Origin of the sequence: Actinospica durhamensis (assembly GCF_018139695.1) — a bacterium.
Taxonomy (GTDB): Bacteria; Actinomycetota; Actinomycetes; order Streptomycetales; family Catenulisporaceae; genus Actinospica; species Actinospica durhamensis.
The window spans coordinates 1-26914 of sequence record NZ_JAGSOG010000104.1; the positions used below are offsets into that span (position 1 = coordinate 1).

Below are 26914 nucleotides of genomic sequence, written 5' to 3' on the forward strand. Positions count from 1 at the left end.
CCCCTCCCCCGCCGCAGCGCCGTCCGTCCGCGAGCAGTCGCAGGTTCCGCACATGGGTCAGGCCACCTCCACCGACAGGATCCGCAGCTCCGCTCCGGCCAGCACCTCGACTCGGGCGCTGCCGCAGCGGCACAGCGGGATCAGGTCTTCGAGTTCGAATTCCTCCGTACAGTCCCGGCAGCGCACCCGGCCCGCCGGCTCCTCGATCTCCAGCCGGGCGCCCTCGGCCGCCGTGCCCGCGGCCACCACGTCGAAGCAGAACCGGACCGCGTCCGGCAGCACTCCGGACAGCCGTCCGATCTCCAGCCGCACGCCGCGGATGAGCCCGCCCTCGAAGCGTTCGACGACGGCGTCCACCACGGACTGGGTGATCGACAGTTCGTGCATGGCCCGCGCCTCAGCAGATCCGCGGCAGCGGGTCGCCGACCAGCATGTCCACGATGCGGGTGCCGCCGAACGCGGTGGAGAGCAGCACGAGGCCGGGCGGGTCCGCGGCCACCCGGCCGATCACCGCGGCCTGCGCGCCCAGCGGGTGGGCGCGCAGCGCGGCGAGCGCGTCCTGGGCCTGCTCGCCGTCGACGACCACGACGATCCGGCCTTCGCAGGCCACGTACAGCGGATCGATGCCGAGCAGTTCGCAGGCGCCGCGCACCTGCGGCAGCACCGGCACCGCGTCCTGTTCCACCACGACCGCGACGTCCGCGGCCGCCGCGATCTCGTTGAGCACGGTGGCGACGCCGCCGCGGGTGGCGTCGCGCATCGCGCGCACGCCCGGCACCGCGTCGAGCAGCCCGGCCACCAGGCCGTGCACCGGCGCGGTGTCCGAGACCAGGTCGGCCTCGAGGTCGAGGCCGCCGCGCGCGAGCATGATCGTGATGCCGTGTTCGCCGACGGGTCCGGAGACCAGCACGGCGTCGCCGGGACGGACCGTGGCCAGGCCGAGCGCGCCCGGCGCCCGGCGCGGCACGCCGACCCCGGCGGTGTTGATGTAGCAGCCGTCCGCCTTGCCGCGCTGCACCACCTTGGTGTCGCCGGTGACGATCTCCACCCCGGCCGCGCGGGCCGCGTCCGCCATGGAGGCGACGATCCGGGTGAGGTCGGCGATCGGGAAGCCCTCTTCGAGGATGAACCCGGCGGACAGGTAGCGCGGCGTCGCGCCGGAGACGGCGAGGTCGTTGACGGTGCCGTTGACCGCGAGGTCGCCGATGTCCCCGCCGGGGAAGAACAGCGGCGAGACCACGAAGGAGTCGGTGGTCAGGGCCAGCGCGCCGTCGCCGAGCCGCAGCTGCGCGGCGTCGTCCATCGATTCCAGCAGCGGGTTGCGGAAGGCCTCGAGGAAGACCGCCTCGATGAGCGTGTGCGTAGCCTTGCCGCCGGCGCCGTGGGCGAGCGTGACCCGCTCCTCGCGCACCCGGGCCCGCGCGCGGCGGGCCCGGTCGATCCGGGCCAGCACGGCCTGCTCGCGTCCGTCGGGCTGCTCCCGTACGTCCTCGGTGCGCGCGTCCTGGCCGGGGATCTGCGTGCTCTGCCTCATCTCGCTCATCGCCCGGCCACCGCCTCGCGCACCCGGGTGCGGGTGAAGCGGCCGAAGTTGTAGTACGCGGCGCAGGCGCCCTCCGGCGAGACCATGCAGGTGCCGATCGGCGTCTCCGGGGTGCACGCGGTGCCGAAGACCTTGCACTCCCACGGTTTGAGCACGCCCTTGAGCACCTCGCCGCACTGACAGGCCTTGGGGTCGGCCACCCGCACGCCCGGCACCTCGAACCGCTCCTCGGCGTCGAAGCGGGCGTACTCCTCGCGCAGCCGCAGCGCGGAGTGCGAGATGAAGCCGAGGCCGCGCCACTCGAAGTGCGGCCGCAGCCGCATCGTCTCGCCGATCGCCCGCAGCGCCACCGGATTGCCGTCCCAGGGCACGACGCGCGCGTACTGGTTCTCCACCTCGGCCCGGCCCTCGCGCAGCTGGAGCATCAGCCGGTGGATGGACTCCAGGATGTCGAGCGGTTCGAATCCGGCCACCACCACCGGCTTGCCGTACTCCCGGGCGATGAACTCGTATGGGCGGCAGCCGATCACGGTCGAGACGTGGCCGGGGCCGAGGAAGCCGTCCAGGCGCAAGTCCGGGGAGTCCAGGATGGCCTTGATGGCGGGCACGATGGTGACGTGGTTGCAGAACACGGAGAAGTTGCGCAGGTCCTCCGCGGCCGCGCGCAGCAGCGTCATCGCGGTCGAGGGGGCCGTGGTCTCGAAGCCGATGGCCATGAACACGACCTGCCGGTCCGGGTTGGCCCGGGCCAGGTTGAGCGCGTCCAGGGGCGAGTAGACCATCCGGATGTCGGTGCCCTCGGCGTTGGAGTCGAAGAAGCTCCCGTCTCCGCCGGGCACCCGCATCATGTCGCCGAACGAGGTCATCAGCACGTCGGGCTGGCGGGCGAGGTGGATCGCGTCGTCCACCCGGCCCATCGGGATCACGCAGACCGGGCAGCCGGGCCCGTGCACCAGCGTGATCTGCTCGGGCAGGTAGTCCTCGATGCCGTGCTGGTAGATCGTGTGGGTGTGCCCGCCGCACACCTCCATGAACGTGTACCGGCGCCCCGGCTCGCACAGCGCGGAGATCCGGGCGGCCAGCGCCCGTGCCGTCTCGGCGTCGCGGTACTCGTCGACGAATCGCATCCTGCGGCCCGTGCCCGTTCCTAGTCGATCCTCGAACCGGCCAGGGCGGCCAGCTCGTCCTCGTACGCCTGCCCGAGCTCCTCGAGCAGTGCGAGCGTCGCGCGGGCCTCGGCCTCGTCCACCACGGACAGCGCGAAGCCGACGTGGATCAGCACCCAGTCACCGGGGGCCGGCGGCACGGCGAGCAGCCCGACGTTCACCGTCCGGCGCACTCCGCTCACCTCGACCCGCGCCAGCTCGGGCCGGCCCACGCCGACCTCGACCACCTCGCCGGGAATCGCCAGGCACATCAGTCGCTCCCGCGGGGGTCGAAGGGTTCTGGGACGGGGTGGCGGCCGGCGAAGGCTGCGACGGTCAGCTCCCACAGGGCGTGGTAGAGCGTGGTCTGCGCCTCCTGCACCCGGTGCACCGAGGCGGAGGGGACGACGAAGAGGTGCTCGAGCTCGGCCAGCTGCGCCATCCGGCCGCCGTCGTACCCGGCGATGCCGACGGTCATCAGCCCCCTGCGGGCCGCCTCCTCGAAGGCGAGCAGCAGGTTCGCCGAGTTGCCACTGGTGGAGATGCCCACCGCGATGTCCGCGGACCGGCCGAACGCGGCGATCTGGCGGGAGAAGGCGACGTCGAACCCGACGTCGTTGGACAGGGCCGTCATCACGGCGATGTCGTTGGACAGCGCGAAGGCGGGCAGCGCCGGGTGTTCGCCGTCGGGGTGCAGGAAGAGCGTGGCCAGCTCCTGCGCGTCGGTCGAGCTGCCGCCGTTGCCGAACACCAGCAGCCGTCCGCCCGCGGCGAACCGCTCGGCCAGCTGCCGGGCGCACAGCTCGAGCCGGGCACCCTGGCGTCGGGCGAGCTCGGCGCGCAGCTCGGTGATCTCCGCGGTCTTGGCCACGGTGGAGCGCACCGCCGCGTCCAGCAGGACGTCGAGCTCCCCGTCGGACGCGTAGAGGAAGGGGTAGAGCGCAACGAGGTCGGTCGCGGTCATCGCTGCCTCAGCCCTCTGACTCTGAGATCACGGATGCGCCGGACGGCCGCGGCAGGACGGCGATGGCCTCGCCCGCGTGGACCAGCACGGTGTCCCCGGCGTCCGCCCGGACCAGTCCGACGCTCACGGTCTCGCGTCGGCCCTCGCCGACCTCGACCAGGGCCAGGGCGTCGTCCAGCAGTTCGAGCACGGTGACGGCGACGGCGGTGTCCGCGCAGGTGATGCACGAGTCGTGGGCGCAGGGGTCGTCGATGCGGGTCACCGGGTCACCCGCCCGGGGTTGAGCGCGCCGGGATGTTCGAGGAACAGGTGCACCAGCTCCCACAGGATGTGATACGCCGTCACGTGCACCTCCTTGATCACGCGGGGGTCGCTCGAGCGGGCCAGCAGGACGTGCTCGGCGGCGCCGCGGGCCGCGACGGCGCCGCCGTCCCCGCCGAGCAGGGCGAGTGTGAGCAGTCCGTGGCCGCGGGCGTGGATCAGGCCTCGCAGCACGTTGGCGCAGTCCCCGTCCGGGGAGATGCCCAGGGCGATGTCGCCCGGATCGGCGAGCAGGTTGAGCTGATGGGCGAACACCTCGGCCAGGCCGTGGCGCTCGGCGATGCCGGTCACGGTGGCGATGTCGGAGGTGAGCGAGACGGCCGGGAGCGCGCGCTTGCCGACGATCACCGGGTGGACGAACTCCACCGCGATGTGCTGCGCGTCGGTGCTGGCGCCGCCGTTGCCGAACACGATCAGCTTGCCGCCGCTGCGGAACCGGGCGGCCACCGCGTGCGCCGCCGCGGCGAGGTCCCGCGCCTGGTCGGCGAGGGCGAGCAGCGGAGCCGTGCGCTGCTCGAAGATCGCGCTGACCGCGGGCGGTGCGGTCTCGGCGTCCAGCGTCACGGCGGTTCCGTTCGGTCGATCGGGCTGCGGATCGGGTCGGACGCTGGAGTTGCCGGATCCGCCGGGGCTAAACGCTCTGGTCGGGGTGGTCGGCACCAAGTTCACCCATTGAGCCCAGCGATCGCATGACGGCCCGTCATCTCGGGGGCTGCGGCAGCGGTTCGCACAGCGTCAGGGTCGTGATCCCGCCGGCCGTGTCCATCCGGACCTCGTCCACCAGGGCCCGCAGCAGGATCCAGCCGATCTCCTCCGGATGAGGGCTGCGATAGGGCGCCGAACCCCGCACCGTGATGCACAGCCGGCCGCGCTGCCGCTCGAAGCGCAGGTGCAGGAAGGCCGCGGCGCCCACCCCCTCGGCCACCGCGCTCGCCGGGGCGTGGAACAGCAGCGCGCACGCCTCGTTCACCGCCAGCCGCAGCTCGGCCAGCCTGCCCACCGGCACTCCGAGCAGCCCGGCCACGTGCAGGGTGGCCAGCCGGGCCAGGCCCAGCGAGTCGGCGTCGGCGCAGAGGGTCAGCTCGGCCAGCAGGTCGGGCGCCGGGCCGGCGCCGCGCGGCGCCGCCAGGGTACGGGCCGATCCGTCGTGGCCACCAGTCTGCATACAACGGCCTCCTCGGCTGCGCGGTGCGCCCGAGCGCGAGCGGGTGGGCCGTGAGCCCACGTGCGCTCGGGTGCGGTGCCGAGGGATAACCGGTACCGCACGGAACAAAACGTGACTATGGGGAAAGAGGCGTCGATACCACTCTTTCGGGCGCTTTCGGCCGGCGCCCGACGCTGCTACCGGACGGCGCTGCTCCCGGACGGCCGCTCCCGGACGGGCTCAGGCGAACGCGCGCACCACCGCGGCCATGTCCAGCTCGGCCGGGTCCCCGGCGTCGCGAGTCGCGGCCTCGAAGCAGCCGCGCAGCGCTCCCATCAGCCGCGCCTCGCCGCCCGCGTCACTCGTCGCCCGCTCAATCAGCGCCGCGTCCTTCGTCGCCCCGGCCAGGGTGAAGGAGGGGGCGAAGTCGCCCGCGATCATCGCCGCGCCCTTGAGCTGCGCGTAGGCGCAGTCCGTCGGGCCGCCGGCGATGGTCTCGAGGAACAGCCGGGGCTCGACGCCGAGGCGTCGGGCCAGGCCCACGCTCTGAGCGGTGGCGGCCGTGACCGACAGGACCCAGGCGTTGAGGGTGAGCTTGAGCCGGTGCCCGTCGCCCGGCCGCTCACCGACCCAGACCGTGCGCGAACCGATGGCGTCGAAGACCTCGGCGACGCGCTCGCGCGCCGCGGGCGGACCGCCGGCCACCACGATCAGCTGCCCGTTCTCGGCGGGCGCCCGGGTGCCGAGCACCGGCGCGTCGACGAAGGCCACGCCGCGGCTCTCGGCCACCCGGGCGAGGTGTTCGGTGGCCTCGATGCCCACCGTCGCGCACTGCGCCCACACCGCCCGCGGATCCAGGGTCTCGAGCACCGGGCCCATCACCTGCTCCACCGCGTCGGCGTCGAAGAGCATGGTCACGACGACGTCGGCGCCCTGCACGGCCGCACGCGGGTCCTCGACGGCCTCGATCCCGTCCCCGGCGAGCGCCCGCGCCCGCTGCGCCGTGCGGTTCCACACCCGCACCCGCAGCCCGGCCCGGGCCAGGCTCCGCGCCATCCCGGCCCCCATCAGCCCCGTGCCCAGCACCGCCACCGTCGTCATGAGCCGCCTCCTTGCGTCAGTTCCATCGCGGCGCGGCGAGGCCCTTGGGGACACGGTCTTCGTCCCCAAGGTTGCCTGGCCGAGCAAGCCGCGATCTACAGGGTCAGTCCTCATCGGACGACGGCGGGCGGCGGAGCGCAACTCGGGCGACTCGAACGGCACCTGGAACGGCGCGAGGGCGCGGCCCGGCCCACCGCCGGGTCGCGCCCTCGCGCAGGCCTTTCCCCGCCCTACAGGGCGAGCTGCACCGGGGTGCCCGCGGGCACGTCGCCGTAGTGCGCGGTGACCTTGTTGAGCTCGCTCTGGTAGTAGAGCGCGCCGACGCCGAAGAAGACGTTGAGGATCAGGCCGAGCGCGGGAGCGCAGGTCTGCGGCAGGCCGGCCGCGCGCTGGGCGTTGGCGATCCGGGTGCCGGTGTTGTAGTACGAGACCAGCGGCGGGATGAAGCAGGCGATCCAGCCGAACATGACCGTCAGCAGCGACCCGGTCGGGTTGATCGGCGCCCGCGGGTCGAGCCGCTTCATCTCGGCGTGGATGGCGTAGTACCAGTAGAGCGAGTAGATGCCCAGGGTGATCAGCGGCAGGCCGATCCACACGGCGAAGACGTTGCGCTTCTTCATCTGCGCCCCCACCGGCGGCGGCCCCGCGTACGGGGCGTCGGCCCCCTGGGCGTCCTGGGGCTGCTGGGCCCCTCCCGGATAGTACTGCTGCGAATATTCTCCGGACATCTCAACCTTTCAATCTCAGCGGAATGACGCGTGCACCACGCAAGTGTTCGCGCATACGGGAAGCGGGCGCGTTTCAGCGCCGCGCCGCCTTCCCGCACCCCACGACTTCGGCGATGAAACGGCCGTCGCACCGGCCGTTTCCGATCACCGCCGGCGATCCCGCCGGCCGCTCAGAGATGCGCTCGAACCCCCACGTTTCCAGCATCCGGCAACTCGGCCCGTCGTACCCGTCGCTCCATCGGATTGTGACCAAACCGCCACTGGGCGTTCGCCCTTGGGCCGCAGGTCTGTGCGCATCGCATGCCCCTGATTCCGGCCGCATCCCCTTGATCCGGCCCGCGGGGCAGGCGATCATGGCGACATGGCCTACTCCGCGCGGGTGCTCTACCTCACCGACCTCGACGGCACGCTGCTGGGCGACGACCTCACGGTCAGCCCCGCGTCCGCCGCGATCCTCAATGACCTGATCGGGGCCGGAGTGCTGATCACCGCGGCCACGGCGCGGGCCCGCGAGTCCACCCGACGCGCGCTGGCCGGGGTGGATCTGCGGCTGCCGGTCGCGTTCCTCAACGGCGGCTACCTCGCCGATCTGCACGGAGGCCCGATCCAGGGCGGCTTCCCGCTGCCGGCCGAGACCGCCGCCGCCCTGCTCGAGGACTACCTCCGGCGCGATCTGAGCCCGCTGGTCTACACGGTCGACGCGGCGGGCGAGGAGCACGTCTACTATCAGGGTGCGTTCAACCCCTGCGTACAGGAGTACCTGGTCGAACGGCTCACCGGCGGCGACCGCCGCTTCCGGCGGGTGGCCGACCTGACCGCAGCGTGCGCGGAGACGATCGTCGCGGTCAACGCGGTGGACACGGCCGGGCGGCTCGAGGCCGTGCACGAGGCCTGGCGCGCCCGCGCGGACGTGCACTGCCACTACTCCCCCGACATCCACGTCCTCGGATACCACTGGCTCGAGATCTGCGAACACCGCGCGCACAAGGGCGAGGCGGCCCGCACCCTCAAGGCCCTGACCGGCGCCGACCGGCTGGTGTGCTTCGGCGACAATCTCAACGACCTGCCGATGTTCGCCGCCGCCGACGAGGGCTACGCCGTCGGCAACGCCCACCCCGAGGTCCGCGCCGCCGCCACCGCGGTCCTGGGCGACCACGCGACCGACGCCGTGGCCCACCGGATCCGCGCCCTGGCCGCCCTCGGCGCCCCGCTGGCCGGGCACCTCGAGCGGCCGGTACACCTCGACCCGACCCCGGCCGAGTCATAGCAGCGCCGCTGGGATTAGCGTTGCGCCCTAACCCCGCACCTTCACGACCGACGCACCGGGAATGAGCCGATCTTGGCCACCGTACCCGCTCTCGCCGAAACGACCGGCCCGGTGCCGCAGTACAGCGGCGCGGCGGAGGTGACCGGATCGCTCATCTTCATCGCCCTGGTGGCGGTGATCGCCGTCGCGGTGCTGCGGCGCCGGCGGCGCTGAACCCCCGACGCGCCCGGCTTACGGCATGACGGATCCAAAAACAAGTCTTGGACGGACGTCCTGCGGTTTCCTAAGGTGCTGTCGGCAGCCCTGCCGCGTTCGACCCATGGCAGGACACGATCGAGACCCGCTGAGGAGAGCTCGAACCATGAACACGCACATCGGAGTTCCGCGAGAACGCCTGGTCGGCGAGACACGCGTGGCGGCGACTCCGCGGACCGTGGAGCAGTTGCGCGCCCTCGGATACGAAGTGATCATCGAACAAGACGCGGGAGCGCTCTCGACCTTCCCGGACGAGGCCTACGCCGCGGCCGGAGCGCGGGTCGGCGGCCAGGACGAGGTCTGGGCCGCCGACGTCGTCCTGAAGGTGAACGCGCCGGACGCGGCCGAGATCGAGGGGATGCACGAGGGACTCACGCTGGTCTCCCTGCTCGCCCCCGGCCTCAACCCGGACCTGGTCGAGGCGCTCGCGGCCAAGCCCGTCACCGTGCTGGCGATGGACGCGGTGCCGCGCATCTCCCGTGCGCAGTCCCTGGACGTGCTCAGCTCCATGGCCAACATCGCCGGATACCGCGCCGTGATCGAGGCGGCGCACGTGTTCGGGCGCTTCTTCACCGGCCAGGTCACCGCCGCGGGCAAGGTGCCGCCGGCCACGGTGCTGGTGGCCGGGGCCGGGGTGGCCGGGCTCGCGGCCATCGGCGCCGCCAGCAGCCTCGGCGCGATAGTACGCGCCACCGACCCGCGCCCCGAGGTGGCCGACCAGGTCAAGTCGCTGGGCGGGGAGTTCCTCGCGGTGCAGTCGGCCGAGGCCGAGGTGAGCGCGAGCGGCTACGCCAAGGAGATGTCCGAGGACTACAACACCCTGGCCGCCCGGCTCTACGCCGCGCAGGCGCCGGAGGTGGACATCATCGTCACCACGGCGCTGATCCCGGGCCGGCCCGCGCCGCTCCTGATCACCGCCGAGATGGTGGCCTCGATGCGCTCGGGCAGCGTCATCGTGGACATGGCGGCGGCGCAGGGCGGCAACGTGGCCGGCACCCGGGCCGGGGAGGTGGTGGTGACCGACAACGGCGTGACCATCATCGGATACACCGACCTGGCCGGCCGGCTGCCCGCGCAGGCCTCGCAGCTCTACGGCACCAACCTGGTGAACCTGATGAAGCTGCTGACCCCGGGCAAGGACGGCGCGGTGGTGCTCGACCTCGAGGACGTGGTCCAGCGCGGCATCACGGTGGTGCACCGGGGCGAGAAGCTCTGGCCTCCGCCCCCGGTGCAGGTCTCGGCCGCGCCGGCGCTCGCGCCCGGGGCCGGGGCGAGGCCGGTGAAGCCGGAGAAGCGGAAGATGTCGAACACCCGGAAGCTGACCCTGACCGGGATCGGGGTGGCCGCGCTCTGGCTGGTCAACGCGTTCGCCCCGCAGCCGCTGCCGGAGCACTTCACGGTCCTGATGCTCGCCACCGTGATCGGCTACTACGTCATCGGGAAGGTGCACCACGCGCTGCACACCCCGCTGATGTCGGTGACCAACGCGATCTCCGGGATCATCGTGGTGGGCGCGATGCTGCAGATCGGCAGCGACAGCACGATCGTGCGGGTGCTCTCGTTCGTGGCCATCCTGCTCGCCTCCATCAACATCTTCGGCGGTTTCGCCGTGACCCGCCGCATGCTCGGCATGTTCTCGAAGGGCTGACCCGTGACCGCGCAGAGCATCGCCGAGGCCGCGTACATCGTCGCGGCCCTGTTGTTCATCCTGACCCTGGCCGGGCTCTCCCGGCACGAGACCTCCCGCCAGGGCATCGTCTTCGGCATCGCGGGCATGGCGATCGCGCTCGCCGCGACCGTCGGCGTGGCCGTGCAGAACGCCGCCGCCATCGCCGTGACGCTGCTGGTCGTGGCGGTGGTGTGCGGGGCGGCGATCGGACTGTGGCGCGCCCGGATCGTGGCGATGACCGGGATGCCGGAACTCATCGCCCTGCTGCACAGCTTCGTGGGTCTGGCCGCGGTCCTGGTCGGCTGGGACGGGTTCTACTCGGTCGAGCACGACAGCGCGCAGACCGAGTTCACCGGGTCCCTGCTGCACATCCACCACGCCGAGGTGTTCATCGGCGTCTTCATCGGCGCCGTCACCTTCACCGGCTCGATCGTGGCGAACCTGAAGCTGAGCGCGCGGATCAAGTCCGCGCCGCTGATGCTGCCGGGCAAGAACTACCTCAACCTCGGCGCGCTGGCCGCGTTCGCGGTGCTCACCGGGGTGTTCGTGGCCTCGCCGAACCTGGCCCTGCTGGTCGCGGTGACGGCGGTGGCGCTCGCGCTCGGCTGGCACCTGGTCGCCTCGATCGGCGGCGGCGACATGCCGGTGGTGGTCTCGATGCTCAACAGCTACTCCGGCTGGGCGGCCGCGGCCTCCGGCTTCCTGCTCAACAACAACCTGCTGATCGTCACGGGCGCGCTGGTCGGCTCCTCCGGCGCGTACCTGTCCTACATCATGTGCCAGGCGATGAACCGCTCGTTCATCTCCGTCATCGCCGGCGGCTTCGGCATCGAGGCGCCGACGAGTTCGGACACCGACTACGGCGACTACCGCGAGGTCACCGCGCAGGAGGTCGCCTCGCTGCTGACCAACGCGAAGTCGGTCGTGATCACGCCCGGCTACGGGATGGCGGTCGCCCAGGCGCAGTACCCGGTGGCCGAGCTCACCAAGCAGCTGCGCGAGCGCGGAGTCGAGGTGCGCTTCGGCATCCACCCGGTGGCCGGGCGGCTGCCCGGCCATATGAACGTGCTGCTGGCCGAGGCCAAGGTGCCCTACGACATCGTGCTCGAGATGGACGAGATCAACGACGACTTCACCGAGACCTCGGTGGTGCTGGTGATCGGCGCCAACGACACCGTCAACCCGTCCGCGGCCGAGGACCCGGGCTCGCCCATCGCGGGCATGCCGGTGCTGCGGGTGTGGGAGGCGGCGGACGTGGTCGTGTTCAAGCGGTCGATGGCCGCGGGCTACGCCGGGGTGCAGAACCCGCTGTTCTTCCGCGACAACGCCCAGATGCTCTTCGGCGACGCCAAGAGCATGGTGGAGGAGGTGCTGCGGGCGATCTGAGCCCGTACCCTCCCACCTCGCGCGGGGCACGCTCCGAAAGGGGCGTGCCCCGCGCGGCGCTTTACTCCGCTCAGCCGCTCAGCCGCCCAGCCGAGGCGGACCGGCAGCGACTCGAGCCCCTTCATCAGCCTCGCGCGACGCCGGGGCGGCGCCTGCGGCGGCACGGCGAGCGAGAGCCCGGGGAAGCGGGCGAGCAGCGCAGTGCACGTCGATACCTGCCCGTCAGCGCTCGTCCAGCAGCACCTCGACCACTTCGGCGAAGGAGGACACCACCTGCTCGGCGCCGCCCGCGATCAGCTGCTGTGCGTCGTCGACCCCGTAGGAGACGCCCAGCGCGTGCATCCCCGCGGCGACGGCCATCTGCATGTCCGTGGACGTGTCGCCCACGTACCAGGACCGCTCCGCGCTCGCGCCGAGGACGCGCAGCGCGAGCTGCCCCATCTCCGGGTCCGGCTTGCCGCGGGTGACGAGGTCGTGGCAGGCGAGCACGTCGAAGTGCTCGCGGATGCCCGTCACCTCCAGCAGCGACCGGGCGCTGCGCAGGATCTTCGAGGTGGCGATGCCCAGCGGGTACCCGGCCTCGCGCAGTCGGGCGAGGCCCTCGCCGACTCCGGGGAACAGCAGCTGCGGCCCCCAGGTGAGCACCTCCTTCTCGTAGCGCTCGCGGTAGCGCAGTACGGCCGCGTCCGTCCGCGGGTCCTGCGCCGTCGTGCCGAGCAGGCTCGCGAGCGAGGCCTCCAGCGGGCGGCCCACCGTGGCGCGCACCGCCTCCGGCGTGGGGTGGCGGTCGAACTCCGCCATGACGCCCGAGATGAGCTCGGTGATCAGTGCGGGAGTGTCCGCGAGCGTCCCGTCGAGGTCGAATACGAGTGCCTTCGTGGTCTGCGTCATACCTGCCGTGCCGCCTTCGCCTTCGTTTCCGCGTCTTCGAGCCAGAGAAGGTACCAGCGTTCGAAGGTGGCGGGTGCACCGTCCAGCAGCAGCGGGGTCAGGTCCGCGTCGTCGGCGCGGTCGTCGTTCCAGATGGTGCCGCGCTGCGGGCCGGTCAGCACGAGCCACTTGCGCAGGGCGCAGCCGCTGTGGCACAGGCACAGCGCGCCGCGGGTCTGCTCGGGCGACCACGCGGTCTCCAGCGCCTGCTCGTTCTCCTCTTCGAAGGCTGCCATCGCCTTGGCGAACGCCTCCGCGTCCGGGAAGTCGCCCTGGTCGGGCACCTCGGCGTGCAAGGCGGCGAGCAGTTCGGCGCCGAGCCGGCCGGGGAAGGGCTGGGCGGCGAGGCCGAGGTCGGCCAGGTCCTGCACGGAAAGCGGATCCTCCAGTTCGAAGCCGTGCGCCCGGGCGCCGAAAACCGGCTGCGTATCCGCCTCCCGCAGCGCCAGAACCCGCTCACGTATACCTGTCCAGTCGGCCATGGCCCGAGTCTAGGCGCGGCTACCGACGGTGGTGGGGCGAATACCGAAGCTCAGTGTCCTGCAACGGTCATTCGGGCTCCGGGATGCCCGAGGCCGTGAGGATCGCGTCCGGGTCGTACGTGTCGTAGTCGGGATCGCCCGCGAAGTCCTCCCAGTCCATGTTGCCCATCCACAGGTTGATCGCGATCTCGACGACGGCGGCCGGGGTGGCCCGGACCGTCGGTCCCAGACTGTCCTCGTCCAAGCCGACCAACAACAGGTGGCGTGCGGGCGCGGCCATGGTCTGCGCGTCCGCGACCACGAGCATCGGCCAGTCCGCCTCGGCCGGGACCAGCACCGCCAGCTGAGCGGCCGTCAGGCCCGCGTAACGCCGGTCCTCGATCGCCGTCACGTCCACCGAGAGCGGCTCGTCGCCGTGCCACTCGTACCGCGCGCTCACCCGTGCCAGCGCGTCCCGCCAGGCCTCGTCATCGGAGAAGTCCGTGCGGATGACCGGTACGTCCTCGCCGACGGGCAGCTTGGGCACGCCCGGGGGGATGCGCGGGCGTCGAGCGCGCAGCGGCGTGGTGGGCGTGGGCATCGTGCGGCGCACGATCGGGGCCTCCAGAGCCCACAGGATCTCGCCCGCCTCGTCGGCGATGGCCAGCCGCCCGTCGTCGGTCACCAGCATCCGGGCGGCGCCGCGCGCGGCCAGTTCCGCGGCCGTCGACGCGGAGACGCCCAACGCGTCGGCGGGACGTTCGAGCCCGTCGGCGGCGCGGGCGACCAGCCGTCCGTCCTCGGTGAGTTCGAAGCCCTCGCCGTTGCCGAGGTTCACCGCCCACAGGAACGGCCCGTCGGTGCGGCACAGGAACGCGCCGGCGCCCTCGCCCACCACGAACACGTACGCGCCGTCGGCCGAGACCAGCGAGGCGTTGCGCAGGCACTGGCCGCGTCGCAGGACCCTGCCGTCGCCGACGCGGTTCCAGCCGTCCCAGCGCGGCGGCGGATAGCTGCTCGACCACGGAATCGTCCCGCGCTCGGATCTCAGCACGAGCCGGCCCCGGTCATGAATCATCAGGGCACTGACCTGCCGGTCCGCGGTGTGGCTGGCCCACAGTGCCGCGCCGGCCGAGGAGTAGACCACCAGGTTGCCGTCCCGCTCCAGCGCCAGCCGCCCGGGCAGTCCGTGCACCCGGTCGAGGGCGTCGGTGGGCACGATCCCCGGATTCACCGGCGCACGCTGGAAATCCGTCCCGGCCGCCCACACGACGAACCGGTCCGCGTTCCGGTACACCACCACGTTGCCGTCGTGCTGGTGCACGACGCTGTACTCGCCCGAAGGAGAGCTGACCGCGCGGCGGCTCAGCTCCTGCCCCGGCCGCAGCACGAGCGCGTACCCGTCCGATGCCGTTTCGCTCATGGGCTCAAGCCTGGCACCCGGCACCGACAAAGGGGCCGGTGCTCATTCACTTGCCCGGCCCACCTGCCGGGATCTACATTGTCTTGCCCTCACGTCCGTGGCGGGCGTGGAGGGGAATTCACGGTGAGCAGCACGCAGGGCGCCTGGACAACGGACACCGTCCGATATCGCATGACCCGCTCTCAACAGCTGCCCATGTGGGCCGCCTTCGCGATCTTGGCGGCGGCCTGGGTGATCATGTCCTACCACGTCAGGAACTGGGGCGCGACGTCGCCTTTCTGCGAGTTCTTCGCGATCGAGATGATCGTTCTGGGTTACACGCCCGGAGCCACCCTCACCCCGTACGAGATGATCGCGTGGCACGGCCCGCGCCGGCGCCGGATCGCGTGGGACGACGTCGAGTACATCGAGATCCAGAAGCGCTTCGGCAGCCGCGTCATCGCGATCTACCAGAGGAACGGTCGGCGCACCCAGCTGCGCGCGCCGGTCACCGGCTTTCTGAACTGGGACAAGCAGTTCGAGGAGAAGTTCCACGCCATCGGGCAGTGGTGGCTGGAGCACCGCACTGTCGACCCGTCCGCCGCCGCGGCGCCGCAGGGCTGGAGCCGCGACACCTGGACCGGCACCGGCGCGTGGGGCCACCGGTCCCGGATCCGCCCGGCCTTCGCCCAGGTCTTCCCGGTCCTGCTGGTCCTCGGCTACCTGATCATGACCACCGTCGTCATCGCCTTCGGCGTCGCCGACAACGACGGCCACGGCACCGCCCCGACCGGTCTCAGCGCCGTTCTGGCCGTGCTGGTCCTCGTCGCGATCCTCACGGCCGCGTGGCACGTGAGCCTGCACGCGGGCGTGTCCTTCACGGACGAGGCGCTCAAGGTCCACAGCCTGCGCCCCTGCACGATCGCGTGGACCGAGATCACCTCGATCGCGGTCGAACGCACCTGGCACGGCACCCGCCTCGTCGTCCACGAGGCCTCGGGCCGCGACGTACGCCTGTCCGCCCCGCGCGTCGGCATCCTGCTGTGGGACGGCGACTTCGAGGCCAAGGCGCGGGCCGTACACGCCCGCTGGCAGGCCGCGCTCGGCGGCAGGAGCGTCGCAGCCCTCGACCTGAGCGCCGTGCGCAAGCCGGCCGTGTGGCGCAAGGCGCTGCTCGCCCTCGTCTGCATCGGGCTCGGCGGCGAACTGCTCGTCGGCGCGCTGGTGACGGCGCTGACCCTGGCCTGACACAGGACACGCGGACGCAGGACGCCGACCCGCGGACACGCCGGGCGACGGACGGTGCGCGCCGGACGTACCCGCTGGCAGACTCGAGCCATGATCGACCACATCTCCCTCCAGGTCGCCGACCTGGGCACGAGCGCGGCCTTCTACGACGCCTTACTCGCCCCGCTCGGCGGCCGCCGCCTCATGGAACTCGACGCCGTCATCGGCTACGGCACCGACCAGCCGTCCTTCTGGGTCTCGCAGATCGCGGACCCGCAGCCGGGCGTCGAGCACCACGTCGCCTTCAGCGCGCCCGACCGGGCCGCGGTCGAGGCCTTCCACGCCGCCGCCACCGCCGCCGGAGCCGAGAGCCTGAACGCGCCGCGGCTGTGGCCGGAGTACCACGAGAACTACTTCGCCGCCTTCGTCCGCGACCCGGACGGGCACAACGTGGAGGCGGTCTGCCAACTGCCCGAGGACTGAGAGTCCGGCCCGGTCCGGGCCACGCCGCAGACGCGCACCATACGCCTACACTTGGATCTCACGCCGCTCCGCAGACTCACGTCCGTATCCTGATTCGCACCGCGCGTGCCCGGACCCGTAGGATCACCCACCGATGTCGACTCCGCCCAGCTCGCAGCCCGCGCACGCCCGCCGCACCCCGACGCCGCAGCCCGGGCACGGCCGGCGCTCCACGGTCATCGCGACCGCCACCGGTGCCGCGGTGGTCGTCGGCTGCGCGGTGCTGCTCGCGCCGAGCCCGGCCACCTCGCCCACCGCCGCCGCGCTCGCCGCGTCCTCCGCCACGCCGACCGACAGCGCCGCCCCGTCCGCGGCGGCCTCCGCGTCCGGGTCCACCGCCGGCTCGACCGACGTCACCGACACCGGCTCGGGCGTGCCCTCGGCCACGGCCTCCGACTCCCTATCCGCCTCGCCCTCGGCGACGGCGAGCACCACGGCCGCCACCCATCCGGCCACACTCCTGATCAGCGCCCACCAGACCGTGCCCGGCGCGTCCGCGCTGACCTGGCCGAAGCAGGGCCAGGCCCGAATAGACGTGGACGGCTACGGCTCGCTCGGCAGCTACGGACCCGTCACCACCGCGCAGTCGATCGCCTCGGTCACCAAGACGATGACCGCCTATCTGATCCTGCGCGACCACCCGCTCAGCCCCGGGCAGCAGGGCCCTGTGATCACGCTCACCGCCGCCGACGTGGCCGCGTACAACTACGACGTCAGCCAAAACATGTCCTCGGTGCCGGTCAAGGCCGGAGAGCAGCTGACCGAGAACGAGGCGCTCCAGGCCCTGATGCTCGCCTCCGCCGACAACATCGCCGACGTGCTGGCCCACTGGGACATCGGCACCGCCACCGACACGAAGTTCGTCGCCGAGATGAACGCCCAGGCGGCCGCCCTCGGCATGACCCACACCCACTACACCGACGCCTCCGGCTACGACCCGGGCTCCAGCTCCACCGCGCCGGACCAGATCCTGCTGGCCCGCAACGCCATGTTCATCTCCTACTTCGCCGGCCTGGTGGACCAGAGCAGCGCGAGCATCCCGGTCGCCGGCACCATCACGAACTACAACAGCCTGCTCGGCTACGAGGGCGTGGACGGCATCAAGACCGGCTCCACCAGCCAGGCCGGCGGCTGCCTGCTGTTCAACGCCGACGTCACCCTCGACGGCCGCCCCGTCTCCATCACCGGCGCCGTCCTCGGCCAGGACGCCCCGAGCGGCCAGGAACTCGGCGTGGGCATGGCCGCGGCCAAGGCCCTGATCGCGAGCGCCGAGGCCGAGATCACCACCCGTACCCTGATACCCGCCGGCACCGCCGTGGCCACCCTGACCCGCTCCGACGGCACCGCCCAGACCCTCACCACCGCCCAGAACTTCAACATCGTCGCCTGGCCCGGCGAGCCGGTCACGCTCAAGATCACCGGCTTCACCGCGATGCCGGTGCTGCAGGCCTACGCCTCCAACGGAAGGCTGCTCGGCACCGTCGCGCTGCACTGATCCGCCAGGTCGTGCCGGACCCAGACGTTCGGCTCGACGTAGGCCGCGTAGTCGTGCGCCGGGTGGCAGGTGACCGGGACCAGGGCGCCGGGGACGAGGACCTCGCCCTCGGTGTCGAACGGCAGGCCGGTCCAGGTGCGCCACTGCTCGAGCGAGCCCACGATCGCCATCGAGGCCGGGGCGAGCTTCTCGATCACGGCGCCGACGCGGACGTGGGCGCGCAGCCAGGCGTCGCGGGGCAGGCCGTCGGGGCGGGTGAGGGCGGCGTACTCGGCCATCGGCAGGTGCGGGACGAGGTGCTTCTCGTTCGGGCGGACCGGCGCGACCAGCGTCGTGATGCCTTGGGCCGCCACCGCGGCGCGCAGGGCCTCGAGCATGCGGTAGGACAGCCCGGTGCCGAGGTGGCCCGGCGCGATCGCGATCTCCAGCGCGCTGGCCGCGTTGACCTGCCTGCCGAACTGCCGGTCGTTGTACGCCCAGGTCAGCACCCTGTCCCAGCCGCCGTCCGGCAGCTTCTCCCGGCGCGGAACGCCGAACTGGAACGGGATGGACCGGCCGCGCGCCACGGGCGTGCCCTCGGCGTCCGTGGCCATCACGCAGTACTGCGGGAAGTCCACGGCCACGCGGTGGAAGAGCGCGTTGGCCAGCGCGTCGCCGCCCATGAAGGCCGGCCAGGTGTCTTCGAGGTCGTAGACGCGCTCGATGAGCTCGGGGCGCTCGGCCAGGGTGGTGATCGTCAGTTCCGCCATGGCCGCCATGGTGTCAAAGCCGTGCGGGCGCGGGGTAACCCTTTTCGTGTCAGGGTGCTGCGCTGCGGTCCGGTCCCGTTGTCACGACCCGTCCGTGCGCTGCGGCCTGACCCGGACCGTGACGTCGCTGATCTCCGCGTCGGCGGGCAGGTCGAGGGCGGTCAGCACGGCGGTGGCGACGGTGTCCGGGTCGATCCAGCGGCCGGGCTCGTAGGCGCGGCCCTCGTGCCAGTGCACGTTCTCCTGCATCGGGGTGGCGGTGCGGCCGGGGTAGACGGTGGTGACCCGCAGGCCGGTGCCCGCCTCCTCCTCCCGCACGGCGTCGGCGAGCGCGCGCAGGCCGAACTTGCTCGCCGAGTACGCCGCCCACTCCGGCTGGGTGCGCAGGCCGGCGCCGGAGTTGACGAACACGACGTGGCCGCCGGGATGGCGCAGCCGGGGCAGCAGCAGCCGGGTCAGCTCCGCGGGCGCGACCAGGTTGACCATGACGCTGGCCTGCCACTGCGCCACATCCAGTTCGGCCACCCGCCCGAGCCGCAGCACCCCGGCGACGTGCAGCAGCCCGTCGATCTGCTCCGGCAGGCCGGCCTCGGCCACGGCGCCGGCCAGCGTGGCCGGCTCGGCGAGGTCGGCCACCACGGTGCGGGCGCCGGGGTAGCGGTGTGCCACGCGCTCGGCCGACTCCGGGCCGCGGGCCAGCAGGTGCAGCGCGTCGCCGCGCCGGTGCAGCCGGTCGGCCACGGCCTGCCCGATCCCGGAGCCCGCGCCGGTGATCACGTAATGCCTCATCAGGTTCCTCCAGGAGCTTGACGTCCAGGACGCTCGGACGGTTCGACGCTCTCGCGCAGCCAGGCTTCGAAGTCTGCGGCCGGGAGCGGGCGGGAGTAGAGATAACCCTGGCCGCAGCGGCAGCCGGCGGCGAGCAGCCGGGCGTGCTGCTCCTCGAGTTCCACCCCTTCGGCGACGGTGGTCAGGCCCAGTTCGTCGGCCAGCCGCACGATCCCCTCGACCAGGGCGTACTGCACCGGATCGGTGGCGATGCCGTCCACGAAGGCCTTGTCGATCTTGACTGTGGAGATCGGCAGCCGGCGCAGCGAGCTGAGCGAGGAGTATCCGGTGCCGAAGTCGTCCATCGCCACGCCGACCCCGAGCGCGCGGGCTTGGACCAGCGTCTCCACCTGCGCGACGATCCCCGATTCGGTGACCTCGAGCACGAGCGAGGCGGGCGGCAGGCCGGTCTCGCCGAGCAGGGCGCGCACCTGGCCGAGGAAGTCCGGCTCGCGCAACTGGACCGGGGAGACGTTGACGTTCACCCGCAGCCGGCCGTTCCCGTCGGCGCCCTGCCCGAGCCGCGGCCAGCTGAGGTAGTCCTGTAGCGCCCGGCGCAGCACCCAGGCCCCCATCGGCACGATCTGGCCGGTCTGCTCGGCGAAGGGCACGAACACGTCGGGCCTGACCCGGGTACCGTCGGGCTTGCGCCAGCGGATGAGCGCCTCGGCGCCCAGCGGCAGGCGGGTGGCCAGGTCGACCACGGGCTGGTACTCGAGCCAGAACGCGCCGTCGCTCAGCGCCTCGTTCAGTCCGGCGCGCATCTCGGCCTGTTCCCGGCTGGTCTCGCGCATCTCCGGGTCGAAGGCGGCGAGCCCGCGCGGGCTGTTGCGCTGGGCGGCGCGCAGGGCCAGCAGCGCGTCCTCCAGCGCCTGCTCGCTCGGCCCGTCGCCCGGGAAGGCGGCGAAGCCGGCGCTGACCGAGACGGTCACGGCCCGGTCGGCGATGATCAGCGGCCGCGACCCGACCGCGCGCACCCGCCCCAGCAGTGTCTCCGGCGAGGGCAGCGAGGGCGTCCCGACGACCAGCAGCGCGAGCGTGGCGGCGTCCACCCGGGCCACCTCGGGCCGCTCCAGGCCGAACACGCCGACCAGGCGGCGGGCGAACTCGTCGAGCACCCGGTTGGCGTGGTCCGCACCGGACTCCTCGGTGATCTCGGGAAGGTCGTCCACGGCGACGGCGAGCACTCCGAACGCCGTCCCCTCGCCCGCCCTGACCTGGGCCAGGTGTGTGGTGAAGGCGAGCCTGTTCTCCAGCCCGGTCTCCTGGTCGTGGGTGGCGCGCCGGCGCAGCTCGTTCTCCAGCGTGTGCAGCTTGGTCACGTCGCGCAGGGTCAGCACCAGGCCCTCGACCGTCGGGTCGGCGCGCCGGTCGTCCACGGCGGCCTCGACGATGTGGTCCCCGCCGGGCAGCGTCCAGCGCAGCGTCGAGTTGTCGGCGGACGTCGCCAGGGCCCGCGCGTGCTCGGGGCCGACCAGCTCGGCCAGCTCGCGCCCCTGCCCGGCCCGGCCGCCGAACAGCGCCTCGGCCGCGATGTTGGCGTAGCGCACCACCCCCTCGTCGTCGATGACCAGGATCGCGTCGGACACGCTTGCGGTCATCGCGCGCAGGTGGCTGCGGGCCATCCGCATGGTCACCCCGATGCGTTCGAGGCTCTCGCCCACCTGCGCGGCGAGCAGCGCGAGCGGATCGGCGGCGTCGGTCACCCGCCCGCGGGTGCCCGCCACCACGAGCAGCCCCGGCGGCCTGCCCTCGGCGCGGGAGCGCGCGGTGTGGATCGGGCAGGCCAGGGCGGTGACCGAGCCCACCCCGTCGCGGTAGGCCACCTCCTCGGGACCGAGGAACCGCTCGAGCGGCACGCCCGGCTCGTTCGGCCCCCACGTGACGGCCATGGTCCGCCAGTGGTCCGGGTCGGGCTTCAGCAGCGCCTCCGGCTCGTGCCAGCTCCCCACGCTGAGCCTGCCGCCGGTCACCAGGATGACGCTCGCCTCGCCGCGGCCGCCGAGCAGGTTCCCGGCGATCTCGGCGGCCACCTGTGCCAGCTCCGTGGTCGAGGGCGCCGAGGAGATCCGCGGCTGAGCCTCGATCAAGGTGTTCAGCCGCCGCACCGAGTCCAGGTGATCGGCCCCGACGAAGCTCAGCCGCGCGATCACCGCGAGGAACACCGCCCCGCCGACCACGGGGAAGTGGCCGAGCGGGGCAACCTGGCCGCGGCTGATCTGGATGTTCAGGATGACCGGGTTGGCCAGCGCGACCACGAGCAGCACGACCAGCCGCCGCACCGTCATCGGCCGGCGCGGCCAGCGGCCGGCGGCGCTCGGGCAGCGCGGCCCCGGCACGTGCAGCGGGGCGGCCGCCCAGCAGAGCTGGAAGAACATCCAGCCGGCCCCGGCCACCGCGGCATTGGTCCAAAAGCCCTGGGACGTGGCGTCGTTCACCCGCGTGACCAGCATGAACACGTTGGAGAAGACGAGTCCGGCCACGCCCATGACCACGACCGCGATGCCCCGGCTGGTCTGGGCCGCCCCGCGCACCAGCATCACCGTGAGCACGATCAGGATCATGCTCAGGGCGGGATACATCGTCAGCGTCAGCCGGGCGAGCAGGAGTTGGTCCGGATCGTGCACGACGTAGGGCGCGATGAGGTAGAGCCAGATCGTCGCGGTCGCCCCGGCCACCACGATGGTCACGTCGAGCAGGAAGCCGGGATCCCAGCCGCGCACCCGCCGCGAGATGGTCCCGGCCAGCACTCCGGCGGCGGCCACGCAGGCGGCGAAGACGAACAGGTCGACCAGGGACGCGCCGCGCGGCGGGTGGGATCTGACCCCGGCCAGCACACACAGCTGGGCCGCCAGCATGCACACCAGCGCGCCGAGGCCCCAGTACAGCGGGGTGCGGTAGGCGGGCGGGTGGATCCAGACCGCGACGGACAGCGCGACCACGGCGGCCGTGCCGAAGATCGTCCACCCGGCACCGACGTGGTCGGGCAGGCACAACGCGGCCGCGACCAACCCCGCCGCGAGGAGCACACGCATGGCCCTCAGCAGCGTGGTGACGCCCGTGTCACTTCGCACGCCGACGTCCGGCGGCCGCGATGCCATATACACATCAAAACACGCTCCGGCTGACTCACCCAGGCCGCGCGTGAGCGGCGTCTGCCAGATGGATGAGTCCGGAGCCGCGACTCCAGATCGTACGGCTACGTACTGAAGCCCGTCGCCGAAACCGCGGTGCGGCGCCGCGTCGTCACGGCGTGAGCACCTGCGCGAGGTGGTCGGCCAGCGCGGTGATCTGGTCCAGCTCGGGCCCGCCGCGCGCGTGCTGGAACCCGTATCGCCGCGCCCAGTACGCGCCGTCCACGGCGTGGAACTGGCCCCAGCGGCGCACCCGCTCCGGATCGAGCTCCGCCGCCTCGGCGAACACGGCCGTCGAACGCAGCAGGGCCCGGCCCAGGTCACCCTCCTCGAGCAGGACGAACACGAGCGACTTGAGCAGCGTACCGCCGTCGTAGGCGGGATCCCCCACGTACCCCTTGGGATCCACGGCCAGCCACGGCTCGCGCTGCCCGGCCAGGATGTTGCGCGGGTGCAGGTCGCCGTGGACCATCAGCTCCGGTTGATCGTCGCCGAGCTCGCGCACCGTGGCCAGCGCGGCGTCCACGACCCGGCTCGGGAGCGCGCCGGGGAAGTCCGCGGCCCCCTGACGCAGCGTCCGCTCCCACTCCCCGGTCCGCTCGCGCAGCCGCGGCAGGTCGGCCGACGCCGGAGCCGGGACGGCCAGCCGACGGCCGAGCCGCCCGGCCGTCCGCACGATCTCGTCGTGGTCGCGCACCTCGGCCAGCGTGTGCGGGCCGGCCCGCTCGAGCAGCATCGCGAAGGACTCGTCGGCGCGCTCGTACAGCCGCACGGCGCCGCGTCCGCTCCAGGCCGCGAACGCGAACGGTTCCGCGACGTTGCCCGGGTGCGGGAACGAGACCTTCAGCACAGCAGGGGTCTGATCGCGCAGGACCGGAACGATCACGCCGACCCCACCGTGCACGACCGGGCCGTCGGGCACACACCCCCAGCGTTCGATGAGCTCCGCGACGAGTTCCGGCAGGGTGGCGAGCCAGCTCGCTCCCCGCTCCCCCTCGCGCGCGATCGTGCCGCCGACGAACGTCTCCGGGATCTCGATCATGCCTTGACGAGACGCGCCACGCGGCGGCCGCGGTTGCCCGGGATCCGCCGCGACGGCCGCTACGTCAGCCGACCGCCTGCGTCACCGCGGCCGGGCGCAGACCGGCGAGCAGCAGGTCGAGGTGACGGCGCCACAGGTCCGGGCTGTCCGCGACGGTCTCCTCGACAATGCAGCGGACGCTGATCAGGCACGCGCGCACGTCCTGCACCGTCACGTCCTGGCGTACCCGCCCGGCGCTCTGGGCCCGCTCCAGCATCCGGTCCATCACCGCCCACCACTCCGGCGCGCGGTCGCCGGCGCCGTCGGGACGGGCCGCCGTCCACAGCCGGGCCAGGCAGCCGCGGTGCGAGGCCATGATCTCGCCGCTGCGGCGCAGGCACAGTTCCAGCGCCTCGCCCGGCTCCTCCGAGTCGAGCGCCTGGTGGACGGTGTCGAGGATCTCGTCGAAGACGATGTCGTAGAGCGCGTCGATCAGCGCCTCCTTGGTCGGGAAGCGGCGGTAGAGGGTGCCGGGGCCGACCCCGGCGCGGCGGGCGATGTCGTTCACCCCGACCTCCGGACCCTGCTCCGCGAACAGGTCGAAGGCCGCGCGCAGCAGGCGCTCCCGGTTCTCCGCCGCGTCGCGCCGCAGCGGCCGCTCGCCGTCCTCCGGTCGCGCCTGCTCGCTGCTCATCAGTCGGCGATCTCCCGTTCGACCTCGCGCTCCCAGTCGGTCGGGAGCTGCTCCGGCACGGCCGGCTGCAGCTGACCGCGCGCCGACGCGATGCGCGCGGCGTTGGGCACGATCATCGCAGCCATCGCGGCCAGCACGGCGGAACCGGACAGCAGCCAGAACACGTGGGTGTAGCCGGCGTCCGCGGGCAGCGGGTGGGCCGGGCTGACGCCCGAGGCCAGCAGGCTGGCGCCGACGCCGGCGCCGATCGCGCCGCCGATGGTGCGGATGTTGGCGTTCATGCCGGAGGCCACACCGGTCTGGTCCGGCGAAACGGCCTCGACCACGAGGGCGGACATCGAGGAGAAGGCAAGGCCGACGCCGAGGCCGATGAGGGCGACGGCCACCTCGATCTGCCAGCTCCGGTCGTGCGCGATCGCCAGCAGCACGAACGGCGGGACGCTGAGCGCACTGCCGACGAACAGGACCGGCTTCGAGCCGAAGCGCCCGGACAGCCGCCCGGCCAGCACGCCGCCGGCGAACATCGTCACGGTCATCGGCAGCAGGTAGAGGCCGGACTTGGTCACGTCCGCGCTGAAGCCGTAGCCGGCCGCGGCGTGCGGGGTCTGCAGCAGCTGCGGCAGGAAGGTCATACAGGTGTACATCACCACACCGAACAGCAGGCCGACCAGGTTGGCGGTCCACACGGCCGGTATCCGCATCATCTTCATGTCGATCAGCGGGTGCGGCGAGCGCAGTTCGGCCAGGATCCACAGCGGGATCAGCACGGCCGTGGCCACGAACAGGCCGATCACCCCGGTCGAGCCCCAGCCCCAGCTCGACCCGTTGCTCACCGCGAGCAGCAGCGTGATCAGCCAGGCCGAGAGCAGCAGGCCGCCGAGCCAGCTCAGGCCGCCGGTGCCGCGCACCGGGGACTCGGGGACGAACACGAACGCGCCGACGGCGGCCGCGGCGGTGGCGATCATCGGGAACCAGAAGAGCCAGTGGTAGTCCATGTGGCTCACGATCGGCCCGGCCAGCACGAGGCCGAGCCCGCCGCCGACCGCGGTCAGCGCCGCGATCACGCCCACGGCCCCGCGCACCTTCGCGGCCGGGAACTCGTCCCGGACGATGCCGAAGGACAGCGGCAGCATCGCGCCGCCGGTGCCCTGCACGATCCGCGCCACGATCATCAGCCCGATGCTGTGCGACACGCCCGCGAGCGCCGATCCGGCCGTCAGCCCGATCAGCGTGACGACGAGCATCTTCTCCTTGCCCACCAGGTCGCCGATGCGTCCGAGGATCGGCGTGGCGACGGAGGCGGCCAGCAGGTAACCGGTCATCAGCCAGGTGGTGGCCGACTCCGAGCTGTGCAGGTGCGACTGAATCGTCGGCAGCACGGGCGCGATCATCGACTGCAGCAGCGAGTAGGCGCCCACGGCGACCACCAGCACGGTGAAGGTCACGTTGTAGTGCGGACGTCTGGTGATTAACGCCATGGCGTTCCCTTACGGATCGAAACGGGGGCCGCACCGGACCGACAGCCGGGCGCCGATGACCGATCTGTGGAAGGACGGAGACGAGAACGAAGCGGAGAACAAACTCCGGATAGCCCGAGGATAACACAAGCGGAGAATCGTCTCCGCTTATTTATTGCTGTCTGCTTCGGCGCGCACCCTCATCTCGCCCCCGCCTTCTCCCACCCCTGCCTTCGACCCCACTCGGCCACCTTCGAGAGCGATCCGCCACACGGGGGAACCATAGCCTCACTATGCGTGTCGGTCCCCCGCCCTCACCGCCCGGCGTTGCAGTGTCCTCCTGCAGGTATGTCCTTCCTACTTTTCGCCGGTCCGGAGCGCGGGCCGATTCGCCGCGAGGAGCATTCCATGAAGCAGGCCGGCCGTCTGGCCGCAGCCCTCGGTGTCGCAGTGTCCTGTGTCGTAGTCGGCGCACCGTCGGCGTTCGCCGCGGACGTCACGGTCCGGCCGGCGGATCTCGCCGCGGGCACGTCCTGGGTGGTGTCGCCGTTCAACACGGACGTGGCCGAGATCGGCGCACTCGCCGACCCGATCCACTTCGACGGCAGCGCGCACCTCCAGGTCGCCGCGGCCGACCAGCGGGCGCAGCTCGCGCTCCCGCTCGACGCCTCGCTCGCGCACCTCGAGGCCGAGCCGCTGTCGTACCAGATCTACGTCGACCCGCGCGGATCGGACCCGAACGTCGTCGCGAGCGGGGTCAGCCTGCAGCTGCAGGTGAGCTCGCCGACGTTCACGACCCTGAGTTTCCAGCCCCAGAACGCCGGCGGCGCGGTGGCGGGCGAGTGGCGGACGTTCACCAACGCCGACGCCCCGCTGTGGCGTACCTCGCGCGCCTTCGGCCACTTCGCCGCGGGGTCCGACCACAGCCTCGCCGACTACATCGACGCCGTGCCGCAGTCCCAGGTCAACGCCGCGTTCCTGAACGTGGGAACCGGGGCGGCCGAGCTCAACGCGTACACGGACAACGTCGCGATCGACGGCGACACCTACAACTTCGCCACCACCGGCTCGGCCCACGCCTCGATCACCGCGCCGCCGACCCTCGACCGGCGCACCCCCACGCCGATCGCCCTGAGCTTCAGCTCCGATCCCGACGGCCCCGAGTTCCGGCACACCTCGGCCCTGTTCACCGTCACCGGGCCGGACTCGCTCAACCGCAGGGACCTGATTGCGCTGGACGACAACCGGCCGCTCCCGCTCGAGCCCGCGGGCACGGGCACGTTCTCGGCGCACGTCGCGCTCTCGGGCGACACGCTCAGGCCCGGCGAGGACCTGACCGCCGACCTGTCCCTGATCCTGCGCCGCCGCGCCCCCTGCGGCACCTACGTCGTCTCCGGCCGCCTGCTGACCGACGACACCGCGACGAACCTGACGGCGAGCCAGACCCTGACGCTCGCCTGCCCCACCACCC

At 72.4% G+C, this 26914-nt stretch carries 27 protein-coding genes; 8 read left to right on the forward strand and 19 right to left on the reverse strand.

From position 1 onward, the window contains the following. Positions 1-57: 57 nt before the first annotated feature. From KDL01_RS20415 to KDL01_RS20460, 10 genes are all read right to left on the reverse strand, one after another. Entirely contained in the window at positions 58-387 is a 330-nt protein-coding gene (locus KDL01_RS20415; RefSeq protein ID WP_212530143.1) for a hydrogenase maturation nickel metallochaperone HypA/HybF, read from the reverse strand. Positions 388-397: 10 nt separating this feature from the next. Further along, positions 398-1534: a hydrogenase expression/formation protein HypE gene (gene hypE / locus KDL01_RS20420; RefSeq protein WP_212530169.1), complete on the reverse strand. Its 1137-nt coding sequence runs from the start codon at positions 1532-1534 to the stop codon at positions 398-400. 5 nt (positions 1535-1539) lie between these two features. Then, complete coding sequence (gene hypD / locus KDL01_RS20425) at positions 1540-2670, reverse strand: hydrogenase formation protein HypD (RefSeq protein ID WP_212530144.1); 1131 nt, start codon at positions 2668-2670, stop codon at positions 1540-1542. Between the two features lie 20 nt (positions 2671-2690). Further along, positions 2691-2960: a HypC/HybG/HupF family hydrogenase formation chaperone gene (locus tag KDL01_RS20430; RefSeq protein WP_212530145.1), complete on the reverse strand. Its 270-nt coding sequence runs from the start codon at positions 2958-2960 to the stop codon at positions 2691-2693. Then, on the reverse strand, positions 2960-3652 hold the full coding sequence (locus KDL01_RS20435; RefSeq protein ID WP_212530146.1) for a D-sedoheptulose-7-phosphate isomerase: 693 nt from the start codon (positions 3650-3652) through the stop codon (positions 2960-2962). The genes KDL01_RS20430 and KDL01_RS20435 overlap by 1 nt, the downstream gene beginning before the upstream one ends. Positions 3653-3659: 7 nt before the next feature. After that, on the reverse strand, positions 3660-3914 hold the full coding sequence (locus tag KDL01_RS43600) for a HypC/HybG/HupF family hydrogenase formation chaperone (protein ID WP_212530147.1): 255 nt from the start codon (positions 3912-3914) through the stop codon (positions 3660-3662). Beyond that, entirely contained in the window at positions 3911-4531 is a 621-nt protein-coding gene (locus tag KDL01_RS20445; protein ID WP_246576723.1) for a D-sedoheptulose-7-phosphate isomerase, read from the reverse strand. Before KDL01_RS20445 ends, KDL01_RS43600 begins: the two co-directional genes overlap by 4 nt. Positions 4532-4673: 142 nt before the next feature. Further along, positions 4674-5138, reverse strand: coding sequence for an ATP-binding protein (locus KDL01_RS20450; RefSeq protein ID WP_212530149.1), 465 nt, complete (start codon positions 5136-5138; stop codon positions 4674-4676). A 219-nt stretch (positions 5139-5357) separates the two neighbouring features. Next, positions 5358-6218: an NAD(P)-dependent oxidoreductase gene (locus tag KDL01_RS20455; RefSeq protein ID WP_212530150.1), complete on the reverse strand. Its 861-nt coding sequence runs from the start codon at positions 6216-6218 to the stop codon at positions 5358-5360. Between the two features lie 230 nt (positions 6219-6448). Beyond that, the gene (locus KDL01_RS20460; RefSeq protein ID WP_212530151.1) at positions 6449-6946 is read right to left on the reverse strand and encodes a DUF4234 domain-containing protein; all 498 of its coding nucleotides are present in this window, start codon (positions 6944-6946) and stop codon (positions 6449-6451) included. Between the two features lie 361 nt (positions 6947-7307). Between KDL01_RS20460 and KDL01_RS20465 the strand changes: the two genes are divergently transcribed. The 4 genes from KDL01_RS20465 to pntB all read left to right on the forward strand — a co-directional run bounded on the left by KDL01_RS20465 (position 7308) and on the right by pntB (position 11523). Continuing rightward, positions 7308-8213 (forward strand): HAD family hydrolase, encoded by a 906-nt coding sequence (locus KDL01_RS20465; protein ID WP_212530152.1) that lies wholly within the window; start codon positions 7308-7310, stop codon positions 8211-8213. A gap of 72 nt (positions 8214-8285) precedes the next feature. After that, positions 8286-8426 carry an MYXO-CTERM sorting domain-containing protein gene (locus tag KDL01_RS20470; protein WP_212530153.1) on the forward strand — a complete coding sequence of 47 codons (141 nt, stop codon included), beginning with the start codon at positions 8286-8288 and terminating at the stop codon, positions 8424-8426. 148 nt (positions 8427-8574) lie between these two features. Further along, positions 8575-10116, forward strand: a complete 1542-nt coding sequence (locus KDL01_RS20475; RefSeq protein WP_212530154.1) for a Re/Si-specific NAD(P)(+) transhydrogenase subunit alpha — start codon at positions 8575-8577, stop codon at positions 10114-10116. A gap of 3 nt (positions 10117-10119) precedes the next feature. After that, positions 10120-11523 (forward strand): Re/Si-specific NAD(P)(+) transhydrogenase subunit beta, encoded by a 1404-nt coding sequence (gene pntB, locus KDL01_RS20480; protein WP_212530155.1) that lies wholly within the window; start codon positions 10120-10122, stop codon positions 11521-11523. Between the two features lie 222 nt (positions 11524-11745). Here pntB and KDL01_RS20485 read toward each other — a convergent pair whose 3' ends face one another. The 3 genes from KDL01_RS20485 to KDL01_RS20495 form a co-directional block, all read right to left on the reverse strand. Then, positions 11746-12414: an HAD family hydrolase gene (locus KDL01_RS20485; RefSeq protein WP_212530156.1), complete on the reverse strand. Its 669-nt coding sequence runs from the start codon at positions 12412-12414 to the stop codon at positions 11746-11748. Then, complete coding sequence (locus tag KDL01_RS20490; RefSeq protein ID WP_212530157.1) at positions 12411-12935, reverse strand: hypothetical protein; 525 nt, start codon at positions 12933-12935, stop codon at positions 12411-12413. Before KDL01_RS20490 ends, KDL01_RS20485 begins: the two co-directional genes overlap by 4 nt. 67 nt (positions 12936-13002) lie before the next feature. Continuing rightward, positions 13003-14337 carry a DUF6924 domain-containing protein gene (locus tag KDL01_RS20495; RefSeq protein WP_212530158.1) on the reverse strand — a complete coding sequence of 445 codons (1335 nt, stop codon included), beginning with the start codon at positions 14335-14337 and terminating at the stop codon, positions 13003-13005. A gap of 171 nt (positions 14338-14508) precedes the next feature. Between KDL01_RS20495 and KDL01_RS20500 the strand changes: the two genes are divergently transcribed. The 3 genes from KDL01_RS20500 to KDL01_RS20510 all read left to right on the forward strand — a co-directional run bounded on the left by KDL01_RS20500 (position 14509) and on the right by KDL01_RS20510 (position 17560). Further along, positions 14509-15564 (forward strand): hypothetical protein, encoded by a 1056-nt coding sequence (locus KDL01_RS20500; RefSeq protein WP_212530159.1) that lies wholly within the window; start codon positions 14509-14511, stop codon positions 15562-15564. 90 nt (positions 15565-15654) lie between these two features. Continuing rightward, positions 15655-16026: a VOC family protein gene (locus tag KDL01_RS20505; protein WP_212530160.1), complete on the forward strand. Its 372-nt coding sequence runs from the start codon at positions 15655-15657 to the stop codon at positions 16024-16026. A gap of 133 nt (positions 16027-16159) precedes the next feature. Beyond that, positions 16160-17560: a D-alanyl-D-alanine carboxypeptidase family protein gene (locus KDL01_RS20510; RefSeq protein ID WP_212530161.1), complete on the forward strand. Its 1401-nt coding sequence runs from the start codon at positions 16160-16162 to the stop codon at positions 17558-17560. On the opposite strand, the gene KDL01_RS20515 is transcribed toward KDL01_RS20510, so the two are convergent. The 6 genes from KDL01_RS20515 to KDL01_RS20540 all read right to left on the reverse strand — a co-directional run bounded on the left by KDL01_RS20515 (position 17515) and on the right by KDL01_RS20540 (position 25464). Continuing rightward, positions 17515-18309, reverse strand: coding sequence for a hypothetical protein (locus tag KDL01_RS20515; RefSeq protein ID WP_212530162.1), 795 nt, complete (start codon positions 18307-18309; stop codon positions 17515-17517). The genes KDL01_RS20510 and KDL01_RS20515 overlap by 46 nt on opposite strands. Positions 18310-18390: 81 nt before the next feature. Beyond that, a complete protein-coding gene (locus KDL01_RS20520) occupies positions 18391-19098 on the reverse strand; it encodes an SDR family oxidoreductase (protein WP_212530163.1) in 708 nt (235 codons plus the stop codon). Further along, positions 19098-22172 (reverse strand): putative bifunctional diguanylate cyclase/phosphodiesterase, encoded by a 3075-nt coding sequence (locus KDL01_RS20525; protein WP_212530164.1) that lies wholly within the window; start codon positions 22170-22172, stop codon positions 19098-19100. Before KDL01_RS20525 ends, KDL01_RS20520 begins: the two co-directional genes overlap by 1 nt. A 211-nt stretch (positions 22173-22383) precedes the next feature. Further along, the gene (locus tag KDL01_RS20530) at positions 22384-23313 is read right to left on the reverse strand and encodes an aminoglycoside phosphotransferase family protein (protein ID WP_212530165.1); all 930 of its coding nucleotides are present in this window, start codon (positions 23311-23313) and stop codon (positions 22384-22386) included. 64 nt (positions 23314-23377) lie between these two features. Next, the gene (locus KDL01_RS20535; protein ID WP_212530166.1) at positions 23378-23986 is read right to left on the reverse strand and encodes a TetR/AcrR family transcriptional regulator; all 609 of its coding nucleotides are present in this window, start codon (positions 23984-23986) and stop codon (positions 23378-23380) included. Next, on the reverse strand, positions 23986-25464 hold the full coding sequence (locus KDL01_RS20540; protein ID WP_212530167.1) for an MFS transporter: 1479 nt from the start codon (positions 25462-25464) through the stop codon (positions 23986-23988). Before KDL01_RS20540 ends, KDL01_RS20535 begins: the two co-directional genes overlap by 1 nt. Positions 25465-25851: 387 nt before the next feature. Here KDL01_RS20540 and KDL01_RS20545 point away from each other — a divergent pair. Then, positions 25852-26914: hypothetical protein (locus KDL01_RS20545; RefSeq protein ID WP_212530168.1), on the forward strand; the 1063-nt coding region annotated here is incomplete at its 3' end.

What these genes read in the sequence shown, in the direction of transcription:
- KDL01_RS20465 (WP_212530152.1), top strand. Translation starts at nt 7,308, where the DNA reads ATGGCCTACTCCGCGCGGGTGCTCTACCTCACCGACCTCGACGGCACG.
- KDL01_RS20485 (WP_212530156.1), bottom strand. Translation starts at nt 12,414, where the DNA reads ATGACGCAGACCACGAAGGCACTCGTATTCGACCTCGACGGGACGCTC.
- KDL01_RS20460 (WP_212530151.1), bottom strand. Translation starts at nt 6,946, where the DNA reads ATGTCCGGAGAATATTCGCAGCAGTACTATCCGGGAGGGGCCCAGCAG.
- KDL01_RS20515 (WP_212530162.1), bottom strand. Translation starts at nt 18,309, where the DNA reads ATGGCGGAACTGACGATCACCACCCTGGCCGAGCGCCCCGAGCTCATC.
- KDL01_RS20525 (WP_212530164.1), bottom strand. Translation starts at nt 22,172, where the DNA reads ATGCGTGTGCTCCTCGCGGCGGGGTTGGTCGCGGCCGCGTTGTGCCTG.
- KDL01_RS20500 (WP_212530159.1), top strand. Translation starts at nt 14,509, where the DNA reads ATGACCCGCTCTCAACAGCTGCCCATGTGGGCCGCCTTCGCGATCTTG.
- KDL01_RS20505 (WP_212530160.1), top strand. Translation starts at nt 15,655, where the DNA reads ATGATCGACCACATCTCCCTCCAGGTCGCCGACCTGGGCACGAGCGCG.
- KDL01_RS20435 (WP_212530146.1), bottom strand. Translation starts at nt 3,652, where the DNA reads ATGACCGCGACCGACCTCGTTGCGCTCTACCCCTTCCTCTACGCGTCC.
- hypE (WP_212530169.1), bottom strand. Translation starts at nt 1,534, where the DNA reads ATGAGGCAGAGCACGCAGATCCCCGGCCAGGACGCGCGCACCGAGGAC.
- hypD (WP_212530144.1), bottom strand. Translation starts at nt 2,670, where the DNA reads ATGCGATTCGTCGACGAGTACCGCGACGCCGAGACGGCACGGGCGCTG.
- KDL01_RS20450 (WP_212530149.1), bottom strand. Translation starts at nt 5,138, where the DNA reads ATGCAGACTGGTGGCCACGACGGATCGGCCCGTACCCTGGCGGCGCCG.
- KDL01_RS20540 (WP_212530167.1), bottom strand. Translation starts at nt 25,464, where the DNA reads ATGGCGTTAATCACCAGACGTCCGCACTACAACGTGACCTTCACCGTG.
- KDL01_RS20530 (WP_212530165.1), bottom strand. Translation starts at nt 23,313, where the DNA reads ATGATCGAGATCCCGGAGACGTTCGTCGGCGGCACGATCGCGCGCGAG.
- KDL01_RS20455 (WP_212530150.1), bottom strand. Translation starts at nt 6,218, where the DNA reads ATGACGACGGTGGCGGTGCTGGGCACGGGGCTGATGGGGGCCGGGATG.
- KDL01_RS20535 (WP_212530166.1), bottom strand. Translation starts at nt 23,986, where the DNA reads ATGAGCAGCGAGCAGGCGCGACCGGAGGACGGCGAGCGGCCGCTGCGG.
- KDL01_RS20430 (WP_212530145.1), bottom strand. Translation starts at nt 2,960, where the DNA reads ATGTGCCTGGCGATTCCCGGCGAGGTGGTCGAGGTCGGCGTGGGCCGG.
- KDL01_RS20475 (WP_212530154.1), top strand. Translation starts at nt 8,575, where the DNA reads ATGAACACGCACATCGGAGTTCCGCGAGAACGCCTGGTCGGCGAGACA.
- KDL01_RS20495 (WP_212530158.1), bottom strand. Translation starts at nt 14,337, where the DNA reads ATGAGCGAAACGGCATCGGACGGGTACGCGCTCGTGCTGCGGCCGGGG.
- KDL01_RS20490 (WP_212530157.1), bottom strand. Translation starts at nt 12,935, where the DNA reads ATGGCCGACTGGACAGGTATACGTGAGCGGGTTCTGGCGCTGCGGGAG.
- KDL01_RS20415 (WP_212530143.1), bottom strand. Translation starts at nt 387, where the DNA reads ATGCACGAACTGTCGATCACCCAGTCCGTGGTGGACGCCGTCGTCGAA.
- KDL01_RS20520 (WP_212530163.1), bottom strand. Translation starts at nt 19,098, where the DNA reads ATGAGGCATTACGTGATCACCGGCGCGGGCTCCGGGATCGGGCAGGCC.
- KDL01_RS20510 (WP_212530161.1), top strand. Translation starts at nt 16,160, where the DNA reads ATGTCGACTCCGCCCAGCTCGCAGCCCGCGCACGCCCGCCGCACCCCG.